The following is a 17,200-nucleotide window of genomic DNA, read 5'->3' as shown; positions in this document are numbered from 1 at the left end:
TGGCTACAAAGCGCTGACGATGCGCAGCCAGTCGTGCACGGAGGTGGCCGCCTGTCTGTCGGCGGAGCCACGGGCATGCGGTATGCTGCCGCCCATGTCGCGCACCTCGCTCGGGCTCATGCCGAACTGGTGGCGGAAGGCGCGGGAGAAGGCGGAAATATCGGCAAAACCGCAGGCATAGGCAATCTCGCCGACGGTGCGATGCCGCTCGTTCGCCAGCATGTCGAAGGCGGCGCGCAGGCGGCGGGTGCGAATATAGTCCGTGACACCACCGATCGGCTCGAACAGCCGGTACAGCGAAGCGCGCGACAGGCCGAACATCTTGCACAGATGATCCGGGCCGAGATCCGGCAGCGCGATGTGCTGCTCGATATAACGGCGGATCTGCATGATGACGGCGCCGCGCACCGTGGGCGAGGGAAGGCTGCGATCGGCGACCTGCGGGCCGACAAGGTTGGTGACGAGATTGGCGGTGGCTGTGACGATCGCCGGCGCTTCCTCCTGGCTGATATCCGCAAGGTCTTCGAAAAGGGCGCGCAGGTGGCTGCCGATCAACCGGGCGCTGCTTGTCGATCGCTTGAGGAGGAGGCCGTGCAGGGCATCGTTCTGCGCATCCTTGCTGAACAGCAAATGGCGCGGCAAAGCGAGGGTAAGGTTGCGGCAATACTGTGTCTCGGCATGCATCGGGCGCGAGAGGTCGAAGATCGAGATGTCGCCCGCCTCCACCAGCATCGTCTCGCCGTTGACGGTGCGCACATCGCTGCCCTCCAGCGTCTTCTGCACAAAGATAAGGTCGAGGCCGCTGCGGGCGATGCGCTCCGAATCACGGGAAAAGGTATAGGTGGTGCCGAGCAGATCCGCGACGAAGAACACAGCCGGCCCCATGAAATAAGTCGAGAGCCCCGCGCGGAAATCCGTAATCTTTTCAGGTGTCGCCATGGTCGTGCCGAAGACGGGATCGAGCGTCTCGGCGAAGAGCTGGCTTTTGCGACGACAATCCGCGCCGGCTTCGGCAAGCACGGAGTTGGATGGCAGCTTGGCAGCAGAACTCATTCTCTCTCACGATGCTGGGACAACGGACAACATGCCTATCAAAGGATGGGTACGGTCGAAGGTTCCCGAAAATTCACCAGCGTACCGCAATTGAAGGCTTGGCAAGGCGTCTCATTCTTTTGTCCCCCCGTCTCATATTGCGGGTTGCGCTAAGTAATACAATTGACAGTTTCCCCGCACTGCAACCCCATGGAAAATAAAGGGTCCATTCGGGCCTGCGGCACCGTGACAAGAACATAACAAGGCGTGCCGATTCGTATTTGGGGTACAGCAGGCATGGACCAGATTTCTTTTGACGATGGCTCGGTGGCATTCAAGGTGCCGCCGTTCGAATTCTTGAGCGCACCCGGTTTTGCGGAGACGAGGGACCGGCTGATTGCCGGCAAGCTCGCGCTCTATGAAGGCAACCACCTGTTCAACCGGCTCATCCTCGAAGAGGGCCGGTTCCTCTGTTATCTCGCTGCACTGTCGCTCCATGCCAGTCAGGACATGGCGCAGCCCTCCACCTGGCTGACGCTCGGGCGTCTCCAGCGCGAGGTCACAGAGCTCGGCGTCGCCAGCCGGAACCGGGTGGAGGCGCAGGTCTCGTGCCTGCGCAAATACGGCTTTCTCACGCAGCAGCCACACGCCTCGGATCGGCGGGTGCGCCTGCTTGTGCCAAGTGCTGCCCTTCTGGCGCGCGATGCGGGCATCCTCGGGCTTCTCGTCGACGGATTGTCGGATTTCGGGCTCTCGCCGACGGATGGACGCAGGGGACCGCTGCCCGCGGAACTGCATCGCGGCATGCGGCGCGCCACGCTGCCGCTTCTGCCGGGCCTCAGCCGCATCATTCGCCGGCATCTGCCGCTGGCGCCGTTCTTCGCCCATGATTGCGGCTACATGATCCTGCTTCTTCTGCTGCGCGGCGGCCGGGAAAGCGGCGACAACACCATTTCCACCGGCTACCAGCGCCTTGCCACGCAGACCGGCGTTTCGCGCACCCATGTCCGCCGTATCGTCGAAGCCGCGCGCGATGCCGGCCTTTTGACCACCACGGCCCGCGGCGGCCACGATATCCGCCTGACGCCGACGATGTGGCATGCCGCAGACCGCTGGTTTGCCGACAAGTTCGCTTTGACGGACCTGCTTTTACGCGAGGCGGGAACGCAGGTGCAGCCCGCCGCGGCCGCCTAGCCCGCGGAGCCTGCGGCGGCGAGAAGGATCGCCAGCAGCACATGCGTCAGGTGGTGCAGCGTCTGGTCTGCGCCGAAGAACCACCAGAATGTCGTCTGGCCCGGCGTCAGTTTCTGGCGCCGCGTCGCGATGCTTTTCAGCCGGTCGATGGTTCCATGCACCAGGGCATCGGCGAGGCCGAGCCAGGCAAGCGGCGGCGACACGACGAGGAAGAGCATGGCGGTGATCACGCCGTGCACGCTGGCATGGATCGCCAGCGGCTTGAACCAGCCCACCGGCCGGTCCTTACCCACCACCATCCGGCTCGTCTGGAAGACGAAATCCGCCAAAAAATGTTTGACGAGGAACGCCACCGAGGCGGCGGCGATCCACACAGTCGAGATCTGGTCGGGTATATCGATCATTCCGCTCCCGTCCGATCGACAGACGGCCTTATCGGCCGCCTGCCTCGATGATGCCCTTGGTCAGGCTGCCCGTCGCCGGATAGAGCGGAATGAGGCAGGCCTGGAGCGCATGATAGATGTCGCCCTTGCCGGCGAACAGAGTGTAACTTGGCAGAAGATCCTCGGTGAGCTCCTCATGCCAGCCGCCGCGGTCCTGATCGAGGAAATGGCGAGCAATCGAATCCCAGATCTTCCGATACCAGGTCTCGTGGAAATCGCTCGGCAGGTGTTCCGCCAGGAAGGCCGCGGCCCCCACGCCCTCGGCCATCGGCCACCAGAGCTTGTTGCGCTTTGCCGGCTCGTCGTTCCAGTCGAGCGTGTAGAAGAAGCCGCCCTTTTCCTTGTCCCAGCCGAGCGCGATGGACTGTGCGAAGAGCGCCTTGGCCGCTTCCGGCATCCAGCCGTGCTTCTTGCCGCCCAGCGCATAGAGCTGGAGGATGAGGCGGGCCCATTCCAGCCAGTGGCCGGGCGTGGTGCCGGAGGGGCGGAACATCTCGTTACCGCGATACTCCTTGTTGAGCACCCAGTTCTCGTCGAAATGTTCCGGCACGCGAAAACCATTTTCGCCGGCGCGGCGGCGGATAACGAGGTCGGCGATGCTTTCCGCCTTGTCGAGATAGCTCTTCTCGCCGGTGGCCTCGAAGGCGGCCATCAGGGCTTCCGTCAGGTGCATGTTGGAGTTCTGGCCGCGATAGCCGGGGACCGGCGTCCAGTCGGCATCGAATTCTTCCGCGATCGCACCGTGTTTGCCTTCCCAGAAGCGCCGCTCCAGGATTTCGGTAACATCCGCGATCATGCGGTCGGCATCCGGGTGGCCGGCGAGCTTGGCGCTGGACGACGCCAGCAGCACGAAGGCGTGGCCGTAACCCTGCTTGCTGGCATCCAGCAGGCCGGAATTGTCGAGCGACCAATGGTAGCCACCGCGCTCCTGGTCGCGGTGCTTCTCCCAAAGATATTTCATGCCGTGGTCGACGATATCGTCGGAGCCGGGGCGGCCGAGCAGGCTGCCGATGGCGAAGCAATGCACCATGCGCGCGGTCGAATGGATGCCGCGCACCGGATTGCCGGGATTGAGCGGACGACCGTCCGCATCGAGCTCGTGGAAGCCGCCGACCGGATTGAAGGCCCGGTTCTGGAAGAAATCGAACAGGCGGTTTGCTTCCCGCCAGAGCCATTGGCGGTGATAGTCGCGCTTGCGCCAAGCCGTGCCAAGATGTCCCGTTGCGCCCATGATGCGTTCTCCTTTTTGATCGGTCCGCATTTATCGTGCCCTTGAGCCTCGGACAGCCGGAGCGCGGGGAGAGATACCGTGGCGTGAAGATCACGCACGGCCCGCAACGCTCGCAATGACGGCTGGCCTCGACAGGTGGGGAGGGGATTTATGGCCCAGAACGGCTGGCGTCGCAACCCACGCTCAGGCGGGTTTGATGTACCAGCCCCAGGGCTCGTCGCTGTTGAAGGAGGTGATCTGCTTGACTTCCAGATAGTTGGCGAGGCCCCAGCGGCCGAGTTCGCGCCCGATGCCGGACTGCTTGTAGCCGCCCCACGGCGCTTCGGTGAAGGTGGGCTGCGAGCAGTTGATCCAGACGATGCCCGCGCGAAACGCCCGCGCCACCCGCTCGCAGCGCGCCTTGTCCTTCGACATGACGGCGGCGGCGAGGCCAAAACGGCTGTCATTCGCCATGCGGATCGCGTCCGCCTCGTCCTTGAACGGCTTTACGCAGACGACCGGCCCAAAGATTTCCTCCTTCCACACGAAACTGTCCTCCACCATGTCGGTGAGGATGGTCGGTTCGAGGAAATAGCCGGTGTCGAACCCGGCCGGGCGCCTGCCGCCGCCGGCAACCGTCGCGCCCTCCGCCTTGCCGCGTTCGATTGCGGCGAGCACCTTGTCATACTGACCCTTGGAGACGAGCGGGCCGAGCAAGGTTCCCTCCTCAAGCCCATTGCCGATGCGGATCTTTGCCGCTTCCGCGACGAGCCGCTCCAGAAGCGCCGGATAGAGGCTTTCCTCGACCAGCACGCGCGACGTGGCGGAGCAGACCTGGCCCTGGTTCCAGAAAATGCCAAACAGGATCCACTCAACCGCCTTCTCGATATCGCTGTCGGCGAAGACGACGAAGGGCGACTTGCCGCCGAGTTCGAGGCTGACATTCTTGATGTCGCGCGCCGCCGCCGCCATGATCTTCGCACCCGTCGGCACCGAGCCGGTGAACGCGAGTTTGTCGACGCCGGGATGCTGGGAGAGCGGTTGGCCGGCCTCGGGGCCAAGCCCCGTGACGATGTTGAGCACGCCCGCCGGAAGCCCGGCCTCCGTGACGATAGCGCCGAGTTCCAGCGCGGTGAGCGGCGTCAGTTCGGAGGGTTTCAGCACCAGGGTGCAGCCGGCGGCCAGCGCCGGCGCCACCTTCCACGAGGCCATCAGCAGCGGATAGTTCCACGGGATGATCGCGCCCGCGACGCCGATCGGCTCGCGCACCACCTTGGAGGAGAAGCGCGGCTCGGAAAGCGCGATCGTCTCTTCCGGCTTGTCGTCCAGTTCCTCGGCGAGGCCGGCATAGAAGGCGAAACAGCCGGCCGTATCCTCCATGTCCCAGACCGCTTCCGGCATCGGTTTGCCGTTGTCGATCACTTCGAGGCGAGCGAGGTCGTGTTTGCGGGCGAGGATGATCTCCGAGATGCGCCGCAGCACGGCGGCCCGCTCCTTGCCGGACATTTTTGGCCACGGGCCTTCATCGAACGCCCGCCGCGCCGCCTTCACCGCGGCATCGATATCCTCGGCCGTGCCGGCCGGGGCGTGATGCACGACCTCTTCGGTCGCGGGATCGATGACCGGGAAAGTGCCGCCCTTCGCAGGCGATACCCATTTGCCGTCGATGAAGAGTTGTTCGCGCATCCCCTGTCTCCCGTTCTTTAGCTGGAGGCCCGTACTGCGCCGGTCGCGACACGCACGATTTCCTCCGCCGCCAGCGTTACGCCCGCCGCCTTGTGCATCTTCGCTGCATTCGCCTTCAGGCGCGTATGCATCGCCGTATCGCCGAGCAAGCCTTCGATTGCGGCCGCAAGTTCGGCATCACCCCAGTCGTATCTTGCGAGCCGCTGGCCGACGCCGGTTTCGGCGGCGCGCGCCGCATTGTCGTGGCCGTCCCAGCAATAGGGCATGACGAGCGACGGCACGCCGTAATAGAGCGCCTCGCAGAAGGAATTGTTGCCGCCGTGGTGGATGAAGAGGCCCGCTTGCTCGACCACCGAGGGCTGCGGGAACCAGCTGTCGATAAAGACATTGTCCGGCACCTCGCGATAGTCGTCGCGCCAATGCCCGGCATTGACGAGGAAACGGTATGGCAAAGTGGCAAAGACGCCGATCATGCGCTTCATCATCGCCACGTCCATCGCGCCGAGCGAGCCGAAGCTCGTCAGCACCAGCGGCGCCTCATTATGACTGGCAAAACGCGGCGGCGTATAGGGCGCCTCATCGCGCACGCAGCCGTCGAGGAAGACGAAGGTTTTCGGATCAAGTGGCTGATGGCGCTCGTGCCGGATGATTTCTGGCGCGAGCAGCAGGTTCAGCCAGGGCGACGGGTCGAGGAAGTTCGGCGCCGACGGTGCCTTGAGGCCGCAATCGGCGAGGAAGCCGGCGAACCGCTTGTGCGCCGGCGCAACGGTCTTTTCATAGCCAGCGGCGAAGGTTGCCCAGGCCGCGCGTTCATCGTCACCGCGGCCGGAAAGATAGGGCGGCACGTTGTCGTCCGGAATCTCGGTCTCGGCACAGGAGACGATGCGGATCCAGGGCACGCCGGCATTCGCGATGGCCGGGAACATCACGACGTTGTCGAGCACGATCGCATCGGGCTTCAGGCGGCCGAGAAGCTGGCGCAGCGGCTCTTCCACACGCATCGCCGTGTCGACGATCGCCTCCCAGGTCGGGCCGACGTAGCTTTCGAGCTGGTCGAGCGGCGCCTGGCGGAAGGCATCCTGGTGGCGTTCGATGAAATCGGTCCAGTCGGTCGGCGCGCCGGCCTCGGCGTCCGAGAGCTGATATTCGGCAAAACCATATTCGGCAAAGACGCCGGAAAACCCCGGATGGCAAATAAAGACCGGCCTATGGCCCAGACGCCGCAGCTCCTGCGCGATGCCGACGCAGTTCAGCGCCGCGCCGTAACTCGCTTCAGGAAACAGGGCGATGGTCTTTGCTGGCGCCATGGGGGCTAACGCACGACAAGCTTGAAGGCGGGGGGAACGCCGCGGCCGGCAAGCCGCGGGCGCTGCGATTGGGAGAGCTGTATATGCACACGCATCAGATCGGCGGCAAGCTCCATTTGGCCGCGCTCGATTTGCTCAAGGATCTGGATATGTTCGAGATTCGACTGCATCAGCCGGAAGGCGTTGACATGGCCGGCCGGCGGGCTGGCGCGGCGGCGGCGATGGTGGTTGACGAGCGCTTCGGCCATGAAGGGATTGCCGCAGGAGCGTGCGATCGAGAGGTGGAAATCGAAATCCGTCCTGTCGAAGAGTTTTCGGTCGAAGCTTGTCTCGTTCATGCCGCGCAGGATGAGCATGGACTGGCGCAGCGCCGTCATCGCCGGAATGTCGCGCTTGAAATCCGGCAGCGTCAGCGCGAGCGGCTCGGTCGCGAGCCGAAACTCATAGCTCTTCGCCGCCGCATCGCCGCTGATCGCAAACTGCTTCAGCAGCCATTGCTGCCCAGCACCGCGCTCGGCAAGATTTTCCTCCGCCAGTTTCATCAACGCATTTTGTACCGTCTGGCGCGAAACGTCGTAACGACGCTGGAGAGCGGCGACCGTCTGGTTCTCGGTGATGCGTCCGGCGGAAAGATCGCGCAGGATCGCGGCGTAGATTTCACTCTCGCCATCGCCCTCCGCTGTGTCCTCGAGGCGTGCTGTCGCCACCGGGTCCACGGCCAGAAGATACCCGCCCTCGGCATCCGCCGTCACCACGCCACGCTCGGCAAGTATCTGCAAAGCCTTGCGGATCGGCGTTCTGGAGACATTGCAGAGGGAGGCCAGCGCCTGTTCGGCAAGCCGCTCGCCAGGCGCCATGCCGCGCTCGCCGGCGACGTCCAGTATTTTTTGCGCCAGTTCGACATGGCGGAAATTGGTGCGCTTAGGCTCCGGGGTCATCTGCGGCATCTCACATCCATCACCGCGCATGCTGCCCTTTGCGCCCGCTTTTCGCAAGTCCGCCGCACGCGGATTTCGTTTCCGTGCACAAAATCGCCAAAGCCTATTGACGTATTTTTTTTATAAATAATACTGCCACTTCGACAGGAATGAGACCGGAGAACCGGCGCGCCCGTCGAAGAGGTTGGAACAATCGAACAAGGGAGTCTTCCGTGAACGCGAAGAACCGACTGACTGCGACCTGCGCGGCCGCGGCACTCATTGCCGCAAGCCTTGCGGCGGGCGCGGCCTCCGCCGCCGATCTCGTCATCTCGAACTGGGATGGCTACATGGCGCCTGACATCGCCGATGCCTTCAAGGCCGCGACGGGGCTGGAGATCGAGGTGGTCAACCACGCCACCAACGAAGAGGTCATGGGCAAGCTGATGGCGAGCGGCGGCAAGGGCTACGACGTCGTCTTCGTCTCCTCGCCGTTTGCCGAAATCCTGAACGGACAGGGGCTCGCCGAGCCGATCGACAAGGCAGCCGTACCGAACCTCGCCAATCTCTATCCCGAAGCGACCACGCTTGCCTATGACCCCGGCAACACCTTCTCCGTGCCCTATACCTGGGGCTCGACGGGCCTCTGCTACCGCTCCGACCTCGTGGAAGGCACGCCGGACAGCTGGATGAACCTGCTCCAGCCGACCGACGCGCTGAAGGGTAAGACCACGATGCTCGCGACCGACCGCTGGCTGATGGCCGCAGGCGAGCTTGCCAAGGGCTATTCGGTCAACGAGAAGGACCCGGCGAAGCTGGAAGAGGTCAAGAACCTCCTGGTCGAGGCGAAGAAGACCCTGCTCGCCTATGACGACACGACCTTCTATTCCAAGCTCGTTTCAGGGGAAGCGTCGCTGGTGCAGGCGTGGGACGGCTGGTGCAACTACGGCATCACCGAGAACAAGGCCATCAAGTTCGTCGTGCCGAAGGAAGGTTCCGACCTCTGGATCGACACGATCGTCGTGATGAAGAGTTCGGAAAACAAGGAAGCGGCGATGAAGTTCATCAACTTCATCCTGGACGCCAAGAACCATGCCTGGGCCGCGCAGAACATCCTTTACAAGGTGCCGAACAAGGCCGCGATGGAAAGCCTCGACAAGGCGCTGGCCGAGCAATATCCGAACATGGCGATGGCGCCCGCCGACCTCGTGAAATACGAGCTGCTGCGTGACCTCGGGACCGCGCAAAAAGACTATTCGCGCATCGTGAGCGAGATCAAGGCCGCGAACTGATCGCGCGTCCCTCCCGTGGCGGTTTGTGCCGCCACGGGCAATTCCAGTCCTGAAGCCATTGATGCGCGGGTGCCGGTTGCGGCCCCGTGGGAGTGAAATAGTGTCCTTCAACGCCACCAGACCGACCCTGCTCGCCGCGCCCGGCGTCGCCTGGCTCGTCGCCTTCATGGTGGTGCCGTGCCTGCTGGTGCTGAGTTACGCCTTCTTCCAGCGCGGCGTTTGGGGTGGGGTGGAATATACGTTCACGCTGGAAAATTTCGCCCGCGTCGTCGATCCGCTCTACGCGAAGATCTTCCTCAATTCCGCCCGCATCGCGCTGACGGCGACAGTCGTCGCGATCCTCATCGCCTATCCGGCCGCCTACGCGATCTCGCGCGCGCCAAGAATGACGCAGCCGATCCTGCTGTTCTTCGCCGTGCTGCCCTTCTGGAGCAACTACCTGATCCGCACCTATGCCTGGATCGTGCTGCTCAACCGCGAAGGCCTGATCAACAACCTGCTGCGCACGCTCGGCTATACGGGCGAGCCGCTCTCGATGCTCTATACCGAGAGCGCCGTCATTACCGGCCTCGTCTACAACTATCTGCCCTTCGTCATCCTTGCGATCTATTCCACGCTGTCGAGGCTGAATCCGGAGCTGATGGAAGCCTCGCGCGATCTCGGCGCCGGCCCCGTCCGCACCTTCCTGCGCGTCACGCTCCCGCTCACCCTGCCGGGCGTGGCCGCCGGTGGCGTCTTCGTCTTCGTGCTCTCCATCGGCAATTTCGTGACGCCGGCACTGCTCGGCGGCGGGCGGTTCCAGATGGTCGGCAATCTCGTCTACGACCAGTTCCTGACCGCCAACGACTGGCCCTTCGGCGCGGCGCTGGGTGCGGCCCTGATCCTCACGATGATCGTGCTTCTGCTGTTGCAGGCCCGCGCCAGCGCGCATGCCTCCGGCGAGCGGAAAGGGGAGGCGGAACGATGAGTGCTGCGCTTTCCAGCAAGCTGCCGGGCCGCATCGTTCTCGTGCTGGTCTTCGGTTTCCTCTACCTGCCGATCGCCGTGCTGGTGCTGCTCTCCTTCAACGACAGCGGCCTGCCGACCTCCTGGTCCGGCTTCTCCACCCGCTGGTACGGCGCGCTGCTTGCCAATACCGATATCCTGCGCGCCGCCTGGAACACGCTGATCGTCGCCGTCTTCGCCACCGTCATCTCGACGGTGCTCGGCACCCTGTTGGCGCTCGGCATGGAGACGCGGCGGCGCAAGAGCAACGGGCTGGAGGCGCTCGCCTTCGCGCCGATGGTCATTCCCGATATCGTGCTCGCCGTGGCGCTGCTCACCTTCTTCTCGCGCCTCGGCCTGGCGATGGGCCTGCACACCATCGTCATCAGCCATGTGATCTTCGACCTCGCTTTCGTCTGCTCGGTGGTGCGCGCGCGGCTGAAACATTTCGACTTCTCCATCGTCGAGGCCTCGCGCGATCTCGGCGCCTCCGGTTGGACGACCTTCTGGCGCGTCACCTTCCCGGTGCTGCTGCCGTCGATCGTCGCGGGTGCGCTGCTCGCCTTCACGCTGTCGGTGGATGAATTCATCATCGCCTTCTTCACGGCGGGCGCCGGGCGCTCGTCGATCACCCTTCCCATGCAGATCTATTCGATGATCCGCTTCGGCATCACGCCGGAGGTCAACGCGCTCGCCACCATCGTGATGGGCGTCAGTGCGACGGCGCTCCTGATCTCGCAATGGCTCAACAAAGAACAGCAGGTGCCATGAATTCATCGAGCAACCCGATCCTGCGCATCGAGGGCGTCGGCAAGTCGTTCGGGCCGGTGACGGCCGTCGACAATGTGTCGCTCGATATCCGCGAGAACGAGTTTTTCGCGCTGCTCGGTCCGTCGGGCTGCGGCAAGACCACGCTCCTGCGCATGCTCGCCGGCTTCGAAAGCCCGAATGCCGGCCGCATCCTGCTCGAAGGCAAGGATATCTCGCCCCTGCCGCCGGAAAAGCGGCCGCTCAACCTGATGTTCCAATCCTACGCGCTGTTTCCCCATATGACGGTGCGGCAGAACCTCTCCTACGGCCTCGAAATGGAGCGGCTCGCCAAGGCCGAAATCCGTCGCCGGGTCGACGAGACCATGGCGATGACCGACCTCACCCCCTTCGCCGACCGCAAGCCGGAACAGCTTTCCGGCGGCCAGAAACAGCGCGTGGCGCTCGCCCGCGCGCTGGTGAAGCGCCCCAAGGTGCTGCTGCTCGACGAGCCGCTCGGCGCGCTCGACAAGAAGCTGCGCGAGCGCATGCAGCTTGAGCTGAAGCGCATGCAGCACGAGGCCGGCATCACCTTCATCATCGTCACGCACGACCAGGAAGAGGCCCTGGTGATGGCCGACCGCATGGCGATCCTCAAGGATGGGCGCCTGTTGCAGGTCGGCGCGCCGGAAGAAGTCTATGAGCGGCCGGCCGACCGGTTCGTGGCGAACTTCATCGGCGTGATGAATTTCATCGACGGTAAGGTGGGCGCCGATGGGCTTTTCGCGGCAGAAGGCCTTCAGGTTAAGGCCGCGGGCGCAAAAACCGGACCGGCGACGCTCGCCATCCGCCCGGAAAACATCGTCATCGGGCCGCCGGGCGATCATCCGGTCGCCGGCACGATCACCGATATCGCCTATCACGGGCTCGACCGGGTGCTGCATGTCAAAACGGCCGCTTCCGAAACGCCGCTTCAGATCCGCATTCCCGCAAACGGGGCGGGCAACTGGAAGATCGGCGACGCGCTGAGCCTCAAGATCGACCCGGCGAAATGCCGGCTCTTCAATGCATAAAGAGGGAAACACCATGTCCAAGACGATAGCATTCTTCCCGGAAGCGGCCTTCGGCCCGGCGCTGAACTCCGTCGGCATCGCCCAAGCCGTAGAGGCACTCGGCCACAAGGCGGTCTTCCTGTCCGATCCCGGCTTCGTCTCCGTCTATGAAGGCTATGGTTTCGAGGCGCATGCCGTGAACCTCTCCGAGCCCATGCCGGCCGAGCAGATGGCGAAATTCTGGGAGGATTTCATCAACGGCCACATCCCGAATTTTCGCAAATCCCCCTACGACCAGGTCGACAACTATGTGAAGGACTGCTGGACGGCGATCGTCGACAGCGCCAAATGGGCGCAGAAGGATCTGCCGGGCGTGCTGGCAAGGATCAAGCCGGACCTCATCTGCGTCGACAATGTCATCCTCTTTCCGGCGATCAAGCAGTTCGGCAAGCCCTGGGTGCGCATCATCTCTTGCTCGGAAAACGAGATCGAGGACCCGAAAATCCCGCCGCATCTTTCCGGTTGTGGCGAGAAGGATTTCGCCGGCCATGCCGCCTATCGCGATCACTTCAACGCGGTCATCAAGCCGATCCACGACGATTTCAACGGCTTCCTGGGCGAGAACGGCGAGGCGGCCTATCCGATCGGCCAGTTCTTCGAGGCCTCACCCTTCATGAACCTGCTGCTCTATCCCGAGGCGGTGAAGTTCGATCGCGAACATCCGCTCGATCCCAAGCAGTTCCAGTATCTCGAAGGCTGCGTGCGCAAGGAGAAGCCCTATGAGGTGCCGGAATTTGCGGAGAACAACGACAAGCCGCTGCTTTATATTTCCTTTGGATCGCTCGGGGCAGGGGACACCGATCTCCTGAAGCGCCTGATCGCGACGATCGGCAAATTGCCCTATCGCGCGTTGGTCAATGTCGGCGACTACAAGGATCAGTACGAGAACCTGCCGGGCAATATCATCGTCGACAGCTGGTTTCCGCAGCCCTCCGTCATCCCGCAGGTCGATGCGGTCATCCATCACGGCGGCAACAACTCGTTCACGGAATGCCTCTATTTCGGCAAGCCGGCGATCATCATGCCCTATGTCTGGGACGGGCACGACAATGCGACGCGCGTCGACGAGACCGGCCACGGCTTCAAGATGCCGCGCTACGACTGGACGGACGCGGACCTCGCGGCAAAGCTCGACGCCTGCGTCAACAACCCGACCATGAAGACGCGCCTCGCCGCCACCAGCGCGCATATGCAGGCGCGCAACGGCCCGAAGAAGGCGGCCGGCATTCTCGACGAACTCGTGAAGACGGGCGCCTACCATGGTTGAGACGACGAATTCCTCCGCCCCGCACATCTACGGAGCCACCACCTTTTCCGACCTCGTCGACTGGGGCAGCCAGCCGGACAGTCTTGAGGGGCAATCCCATTCCTCCGGCCGACTGGTTTTCAAGGGGCCGAACAACCAGCCGGAATCCGGCATCTGGGTCTGCACACCCGGCCGCTGGCGGCTGTCGATCCCGCGCGACGAATTCTGCCATTTCGTGGCGGGCAGGGCTGTCTATCGCTCGGATGACGGCGAGGTGATCGAGGTCGACGCCGGCACCGTCGTGCTGTTTCGGGCCGGCTGGACCGGCGAATGCACTGTCATCGAGACCATGCGCAACATCTACATGCTGGCCTGACGCAAGAAGAAACTGAAAGGAAACCCCCAATGACCGCGACACCCCTGATGCGCAAGCCGCTGGAAGAAACCGACCTCAAGGACTGGGGCGTCATCCCCACGATGATCGAGGGCGAAAGCCGCACCTCCGGCAAGGTCATCTACAAAGGCCCGAATGGTGAATCCGAAAGCGGCCTGTGGATCTGCACGCCCGGCAAATGGTTCTGCCACGTCACGAGCGACGAGTTCTGCCACTTCCTCGAAGGCCGCTGCACCTATGTGCATGAAAGCGGCGAGGTGATCGAGATCACGCCCGACACCGCTGCTTTCTTCCCGAAGGACTGGAAGGGCGAGTGCACGGTCCATGAGACGGTGAAGAAGGTCTACATGATCCGGTAGCAGGACACCCCTCATCCGCCCCTTTCGGGGCACTTTCTCCCCGCCACGGAGAAGGGGAGATGTGACCGTAGAGGGGATGTTCGCCAGGGCCGCACATGCGGCATCCCGCTCTCCCCTCGGGGAGAGGGCAGGGTGAGGGGGGCTGCTGCTCCCGCCGACAGCAAAGGAAAATGCCATGTTCAACCCCGCCGAACCCGTGTTCTACCGGCATCCGGCCTATCTCCCGAGCACCGGCCAGCGCCACACGGTGATCGACCCGGCGACGCTTGCGACTGTCGGCACCATCGCCGATACCACGCTGGCGGAGATGGAGACGGTGCTGGACTCCGCCGCAAAGGCGCAGCGCGACTGGAAGCGGCTCGATGCCAAGACGCGGGCGACCGTCCTCCACCGCATTGCCAACCGCATCGAGGCGACCGACATGCGGCGTTGCGCGGAACTGATGTCGCGCGAGATGGGCAAGCCGTACCCGGAGGCAATCGGCGAGGTGGCGAATTGCGCCGGCGCCTTCCGCTATTTTGCGGAAATGGCGCGCGACGAGGCGGGCAAGGTGGCGGGCACGACGCAGGCCGGCTCCTTCCAGCATGCGCGTTACGAGGCGCTCGGCACCAGCGTGCATATCATGCCGTTCAATTTCCCGATCCTGCTGATGTGCTGGACAGTTGCCGCGTCGCTTGCCTCCGGCAATGCCTGCATCATCAAGCCGGCACCCGCGACCACGCTCTCCACATTGGAATTCATGGCTGTCTTTGAGGCCTTGCCGGATGGTTTGATCGCCTGCCTGCCGGGCGGCGCCGAACTCGGCAGCGCGCTGATCGCCTCGCCCAAAACCCATGCGGTGGCCTTTACCGGCTCGGTTGCCGCGGGCAGAGCCGTGGCGATGGCGGCGGCGGGAGAGATGAAGCCGGCGGTGATCGAGGCCGGCGGGTCCGATCCGATGATCGTCACGGCACATGCGCCGCTCGACGTTGCAGCCGCCGGCGCCGTGACCGCTGCTTTCCACATGTCCGGCCAGGTCTGCACTTCGGCCGAGCGTTTCTTCGTCGTCGATGCGGTGCACGATGCCTTCATCGAAAAATTCACGACGGAGACGAAGCGGCTGCGCATCGGCAACGGCCTGACCCGCGCAGAAATCGGCCCGCTGGTGAGCGAGGCGGCACGGGCGAAGGTCATCCGGCTGGTGGAGGATGCGAAGGCCAAGGGTGCCACCGTCGTGATCGGCGGAAAGATCCCCGAGAGCGAGCCGATCGGCTGGTTCTACGAGCCGACCATTCTCACCGGCTGCACGCCGGACATGGCGATCCTGCGGGAAGAATGTTTCGGCCCCGTCGCGGCGGTCATGCGGGTCGCCGATTTCGACGAGGCGATCGAGCGGGCGAACGACAGCGAATTCGGCCTCGGCGCCTCCATCTTCACCACCTCGCTGGAAGAGGCGATGGAGGCGGCGGACCGGCTGGAGGCGGGCATGGTCTGGGTCAACAATCCGCTGATCGACAACGACGCGCTGCCCTTCGGCGGCTGGAAGAAATCCGGCCTCGGCCGCGAGCTTTCGAAACTCGGCCTCGATGCCTTCCGCCGCTCCAAGATGGTCATCATCGACCACAAGCCGACGATCCAGAGCTGGTGGTATCCCTATCCGGACGACTGGTTTTACAAGGAGGGCGGGCGCAAGCACGTCTGACACAAGCACGTCCGAAGCAGGCAATTCTTTGAGGAAAACACAATGATCATCACCCTTCTCGGCGGCGCGGGTTTCATGGGCGCGGGCATCGTGCGCGACCTCGTTTCCGACCGCGCCATCATCGATATTACCATCATCCGCCTCTGCGACGCCTCGCGGGAGAAGATGGAGGCGCTGACGAGCGAGCTCGGCGACCCGCGCATCACGCTCGTCGATCTCGACGTGACGAACCCGGACGCGCTGAATGCGGCGATTGCCGGCGCAGACATCTGCATCAACTGCGTGCCGACCCTGCTCGGCTTCCAGATGAGGATTTTCGAGGCGGCACTCGCCCTCAAGGTGCCCTACATGGACCTCGGCGGCCTCGGCACCTACACCGTCAAGCAGCTTGCCGAGCACGAGCGCTTCAAGGCGGCGGGCGTGCCGGCGGTCATCGGCTGCGGTGCGGATCCGGGCATGTCGAACGTCATCTGCCGGGCGGTCGCCGATGAACTGGACGAGATCGACAGGATCAACCTCTACTGGGCGGCAGAACTCACCGGCGATGAGAACCCCGTGCTCGTGCCGCCCTACAGCGTCTCGACCGTGCTTGCCGAATATGCCCATCCGAGCACGCAGTTCTATGATGGCAAACATGTCGAATGCGCGCCGATGAGCGGCAGCGAATTCCTCGACCTGCCGGAGCCGTGGGGGCGCTGCGAATTCCTGCATTCGCCGCATTCCGAGCAGCTCACCGTGCCGCTCGCCGACGGCATCCGCGAGAAGGGCATCCGGGAGTTCTCCTGGAAGCTGCACCTGCCGCATCGCGAGCACGAGGCGTGGATCGGCCTGGTGAAGGCCGGCTTCGGTGATTTCGACGAGCCGGTCGAGATCGGCGGCGTCAAGGTCAAGCCGCTCGATGTGCTGAACAAGGTTATCGAGCGCAACATCCGCAGGAACGCTGACAAGATCCCGGCGCAGGACAGCCACGAAATCCATTTCGCCATCGGCCGCGGCCGGAAGGACGGCGTGGAGCGCACCGTTCGGGTCGAGGTGACGGTCTCGCCGGATCCGATGTATGGACCCTATGTCGATGCCTGCACGTCGATGAACGCTTCCATCGCCGCGCAGCTCATTCTCGCCAATCCGAAGAAGCCGGGCGTGCACGCGCCGGAAAGCTATTTCGACGTCGCGACCTATTTTCCGGAACTGGAAAAACGGAAATTCCGCATCGCAAAAATTGTCTCATGACGAAAGTGTGAAAGGCGAATTCACGAGTGTGGCGAAAATGAGAAAAAATACCCTACCAATCTTATAGGGATAATATATAAATCATCTCCAGAGAACGGGCGGGCATGAATGTCCGCCACGGAGAGACTGGAAAATCCGGCCTCCACAGCAAGGGATGATTGCGAATGAGCAATGCGAAACTCGGCGGCCGTTCCACCTATGGTTCCTTCAGCGCAACGAGCGACCGTAGGGCGCGCCGCGCAGAGCGGCAGGTCCTGGTGAGCAACATCGCCGTCGTCGTCGCCTTCCTCTTCGTCAGCGCCGTCGTCTTCGGCCTCGTCGGCTGACACTCCTTTCCCCTGATTTCAGATCCAAATCTCGGTCTTG

Annotated in this window: 17 protein-coding genes; 11 read left to right on the top strand and 6 right to left on the bottom strand. The window is 63.5% G+C overall.

Annotated features, from left to right (window positions below):
* Nucleotides 1-3 precede the first annotated feature (3 nt).
* Complete coding sequence (locus AC1Q6Z_RS13835) at nt 4-1,053, bottom strand: helix-turn-helix domain-containing protein (protein ID WP_492648236.1); 1,050 nt, start codon at nt 1,051-1,053, stop codon at nt 4-6.
* A 276-nt stretch (nt 1,054-1,329) separates the two neighbouring features.
* Between AC1Q6Z_RS13835 and AC1Q6Z_RS13830 the strand changes: the two genes are divergently transcribed.
* Nucleotides 1,330-2,226 (top strand): hypothetical protein, encoded by an 897-nt coding sequence (locus AC1Q6Z_RS13830; RefSeq protein WP_439617407.1) that lies wholly within the window; start codon nt 1,330-1,332, stop codon nt 2,224-2,226.
* Here the strand turns inward: AC1Q6Z_RS13830 and AC1Q6Z_RS13825 are convergent.
* The 5 genes from AC1Q6Z_RS13825 to AC1Q6Z_RS13805 form a co-directional block, all read right to left on the bottom strand.
* Nucleotides 2,223-2,630: a DUF3307 domain-containing protein gene (locus tag AC1Q6Z_RS13825; RefSeq protein WP_439617406.1), complete on the bottom strand. Its 408-nt coding sequence runs from the start codon at nt 2,628-2,630 to the stop codon at nt 2,223-2,225. The two genes, AC1Q6Z_RS13830 and AC1Q6Z_RS13825, sit on opposite strands and share 4 nt — an antisense overlap.
* Before the next feature lie 28 nt (nt 2,631-2,658).
* A complete protein-coding gene (locus tag AC1Q6Z_RS13820) occupies nt 2,659-3,900 on the bottom strand; it encodes an AGE family epimerase/isomerase (RefSeq protein ID WP_492648235.1) in 1,242 nt (413 codons plus the stop codon).
* 183 nt (nt 3,901-4,083) lie between these two features.
* On the bottom strand, nt 4,084-5,565 hold the full coding sequence (locus AC1Q6Z_RS13815) for an aldehyde dehydrogenase family protein (protein ID WP_492648234.1): 1,482 nt from the start codon (nt 5,563-5,565) through the stop codon (nt 4,084-4,086).
* Between the two features lie 17 nt (nt 5,566-5,582).
* Entirely contained in the window at nt 5,583-6,872 is a 1,290-nt protein-coding gene (locus AC1Q6Z_RS13810; protein WP_492648233.1) for a glycosyltransferase, read from the bottom strand.
* A gap of 5 nt (nt 6,873-6,877) precedes the next feature.
* On the bottom strand, nt 6,878-7,819 hold the full coding sequence (locus tag AC1Q6Z_RS13805; protein ID WP_492648232.1) for a GntR family transcriptional regulator: 942 nt from the start codon (nt 7,817-7,819) through the stop codon (nt 6,878-6,880).
* Nucleotides 7,820-8,022: 203 nt separating this feature from the next.
* Between AC1Q6Z_RS13805 and AC1Q6Z_RS13800 the strand changes: the two genes are divergently transcribed.
* From AC1Q6Z_RS13800 to AC1Q6Z_RS13755, 10 genes are all read left to right on the top strand, one after another.
* Nucleotides 8,023-9,081: a polyamine ABC transporter substrate-binding protein gene (locus AC1Q6Z_RS13800; protein WP_492648231.1), complete on the top strand. Its 1,059-nt coding sequence runs from the start codon at nt 8,023-8,025 to the stop codon at nt 9,079-9,081.
* Nucleotides 9,082-9,247: 166 nt separating this feature from the next.
* Complete coding sequence (locus tag AC1Q6Z_RS13795; protein WP_492648353.1) at nt 9,248-10,048, top strand: ABC transporter permease; 801 nt, start codon at nt 9,248-9,250, stop codon at nt 10,046-10,048.
* The gene (locus tag AC1Q6Z_RS13790) at nt 10,045-10,836 is read left to right on the top strand and encodes an ABC transporter permease (protein ID WP_492648230.1); all 792 of its coding nucleotides are present in this window, start codon (nt 10,045-10,047) and stop codon (nt 10,834-10,836) included. Before AC1Q6Z_RS13795 ends, AC1Q6Z_RS13790 begins: the two co-directional genes overlap by 4 nt.
* Nucleotides 10,833-11,885, top strand: coding sequence for an ABC transporter ATP-binding protein (locus AC1Q6Z_RS13785; protein WP_492648229.1), 1,053 nt, complete (start codon nt 10,833-10,835; stop codon nt 11,883-11,885). Before AC1Q6Z_RS13790 ends, AC1Q6Z_RS13785 begins: the two co-directional genes overlap by 4 nt.
* Before the next feature lie 13 nt (nt 11,886-11,898).
* Nucleotides 11,899-13,191 (top strand): nucleotide disphospho-sugar-binding domain-containing protein, encoded by a 1,293-nt coding sequence (locus AC1Q6Z_RS13780; RefSeq protein ID WP_492648228.1) that lies wholly within the window; start codon nt 11,899-11,901, stop codon nt 13,189-13,191.
* Complete coding sequence (locus AC1Q6Z_RS13775) at nt 13,184-13,546, top strand: cupin domain-containing protein (RefSeq protein ID WP_492648227.1); 363 nt, start codon at nt 13,184-13,186, stop codon at nt 13,544-13,546. Before AC1Q6Z_RS13780 ends, AC1Q6Z_RS13775 begins: the two co-directional genes overlap by 8 nt.
* A 29-nt stretch (nt 13,547-13,575) precedes the next feature.
* Complete coding sequence (locus AC1Q6Z_RS13770; protein ID WP_064333342.1) at nt 13,576-13,923, top strand: cupin domain-containing protein; 348 nt, start codon at nt 13,576-13,578, stop codon at nt 13,921-13,923.
* Between the two features lie 175 nt (nt 13,924-14,098).
* Nucleotides 14,099-15,604 carry an aldehyde dehydrogenase family protein gene (locus AC1Q6Z_RS13765; RefSeq protein ID WP_492648226.1) on the top strand — a complete coding sequence of 502 codons (1,506 nt, stop codon included), beginning with the start codon at nt 14,099-14,101 and terminating at the stop codon, nt 15,602-15,604.
* Between the two features lie 42 nt (nt 15,605-15,646).
* The gene (locus AC1Q6Z_RS13760; protein WP_492648225.1) at nt 15,647-16,834 is read left to right on the top strand and encodes a saccharopine dehydrogenase family protein; all 1,188 of its coding nucleotides are present in this window, start codon (nt 15,647-15,649) and stop codon (nt 16,832-16,834) included.
* 164 nt (nt 16,835-16,998) lie between these two features.
* Nucleotides 16,999-17,160: a hypothetical protein gene (locus AC1Q6Z_RS13755; protein ID WP_256116771.1), complete on the top strand. Its 162-nt coding sequence runs from the start codon at nt 16,999-17,001 to the stop codon at nt 17,158-17,160.
* Nucleotides 17,161-17,200 lie beyond the last annotated feature (40 nt).

This window comes from Shinella sp. GW835-FHT14H05, assembly GCF_058793575.1.
Note: the sequence above shows the minus strand (reverse complement) of the source record. Positions and strands in the feature narration are given on the sequence as shown.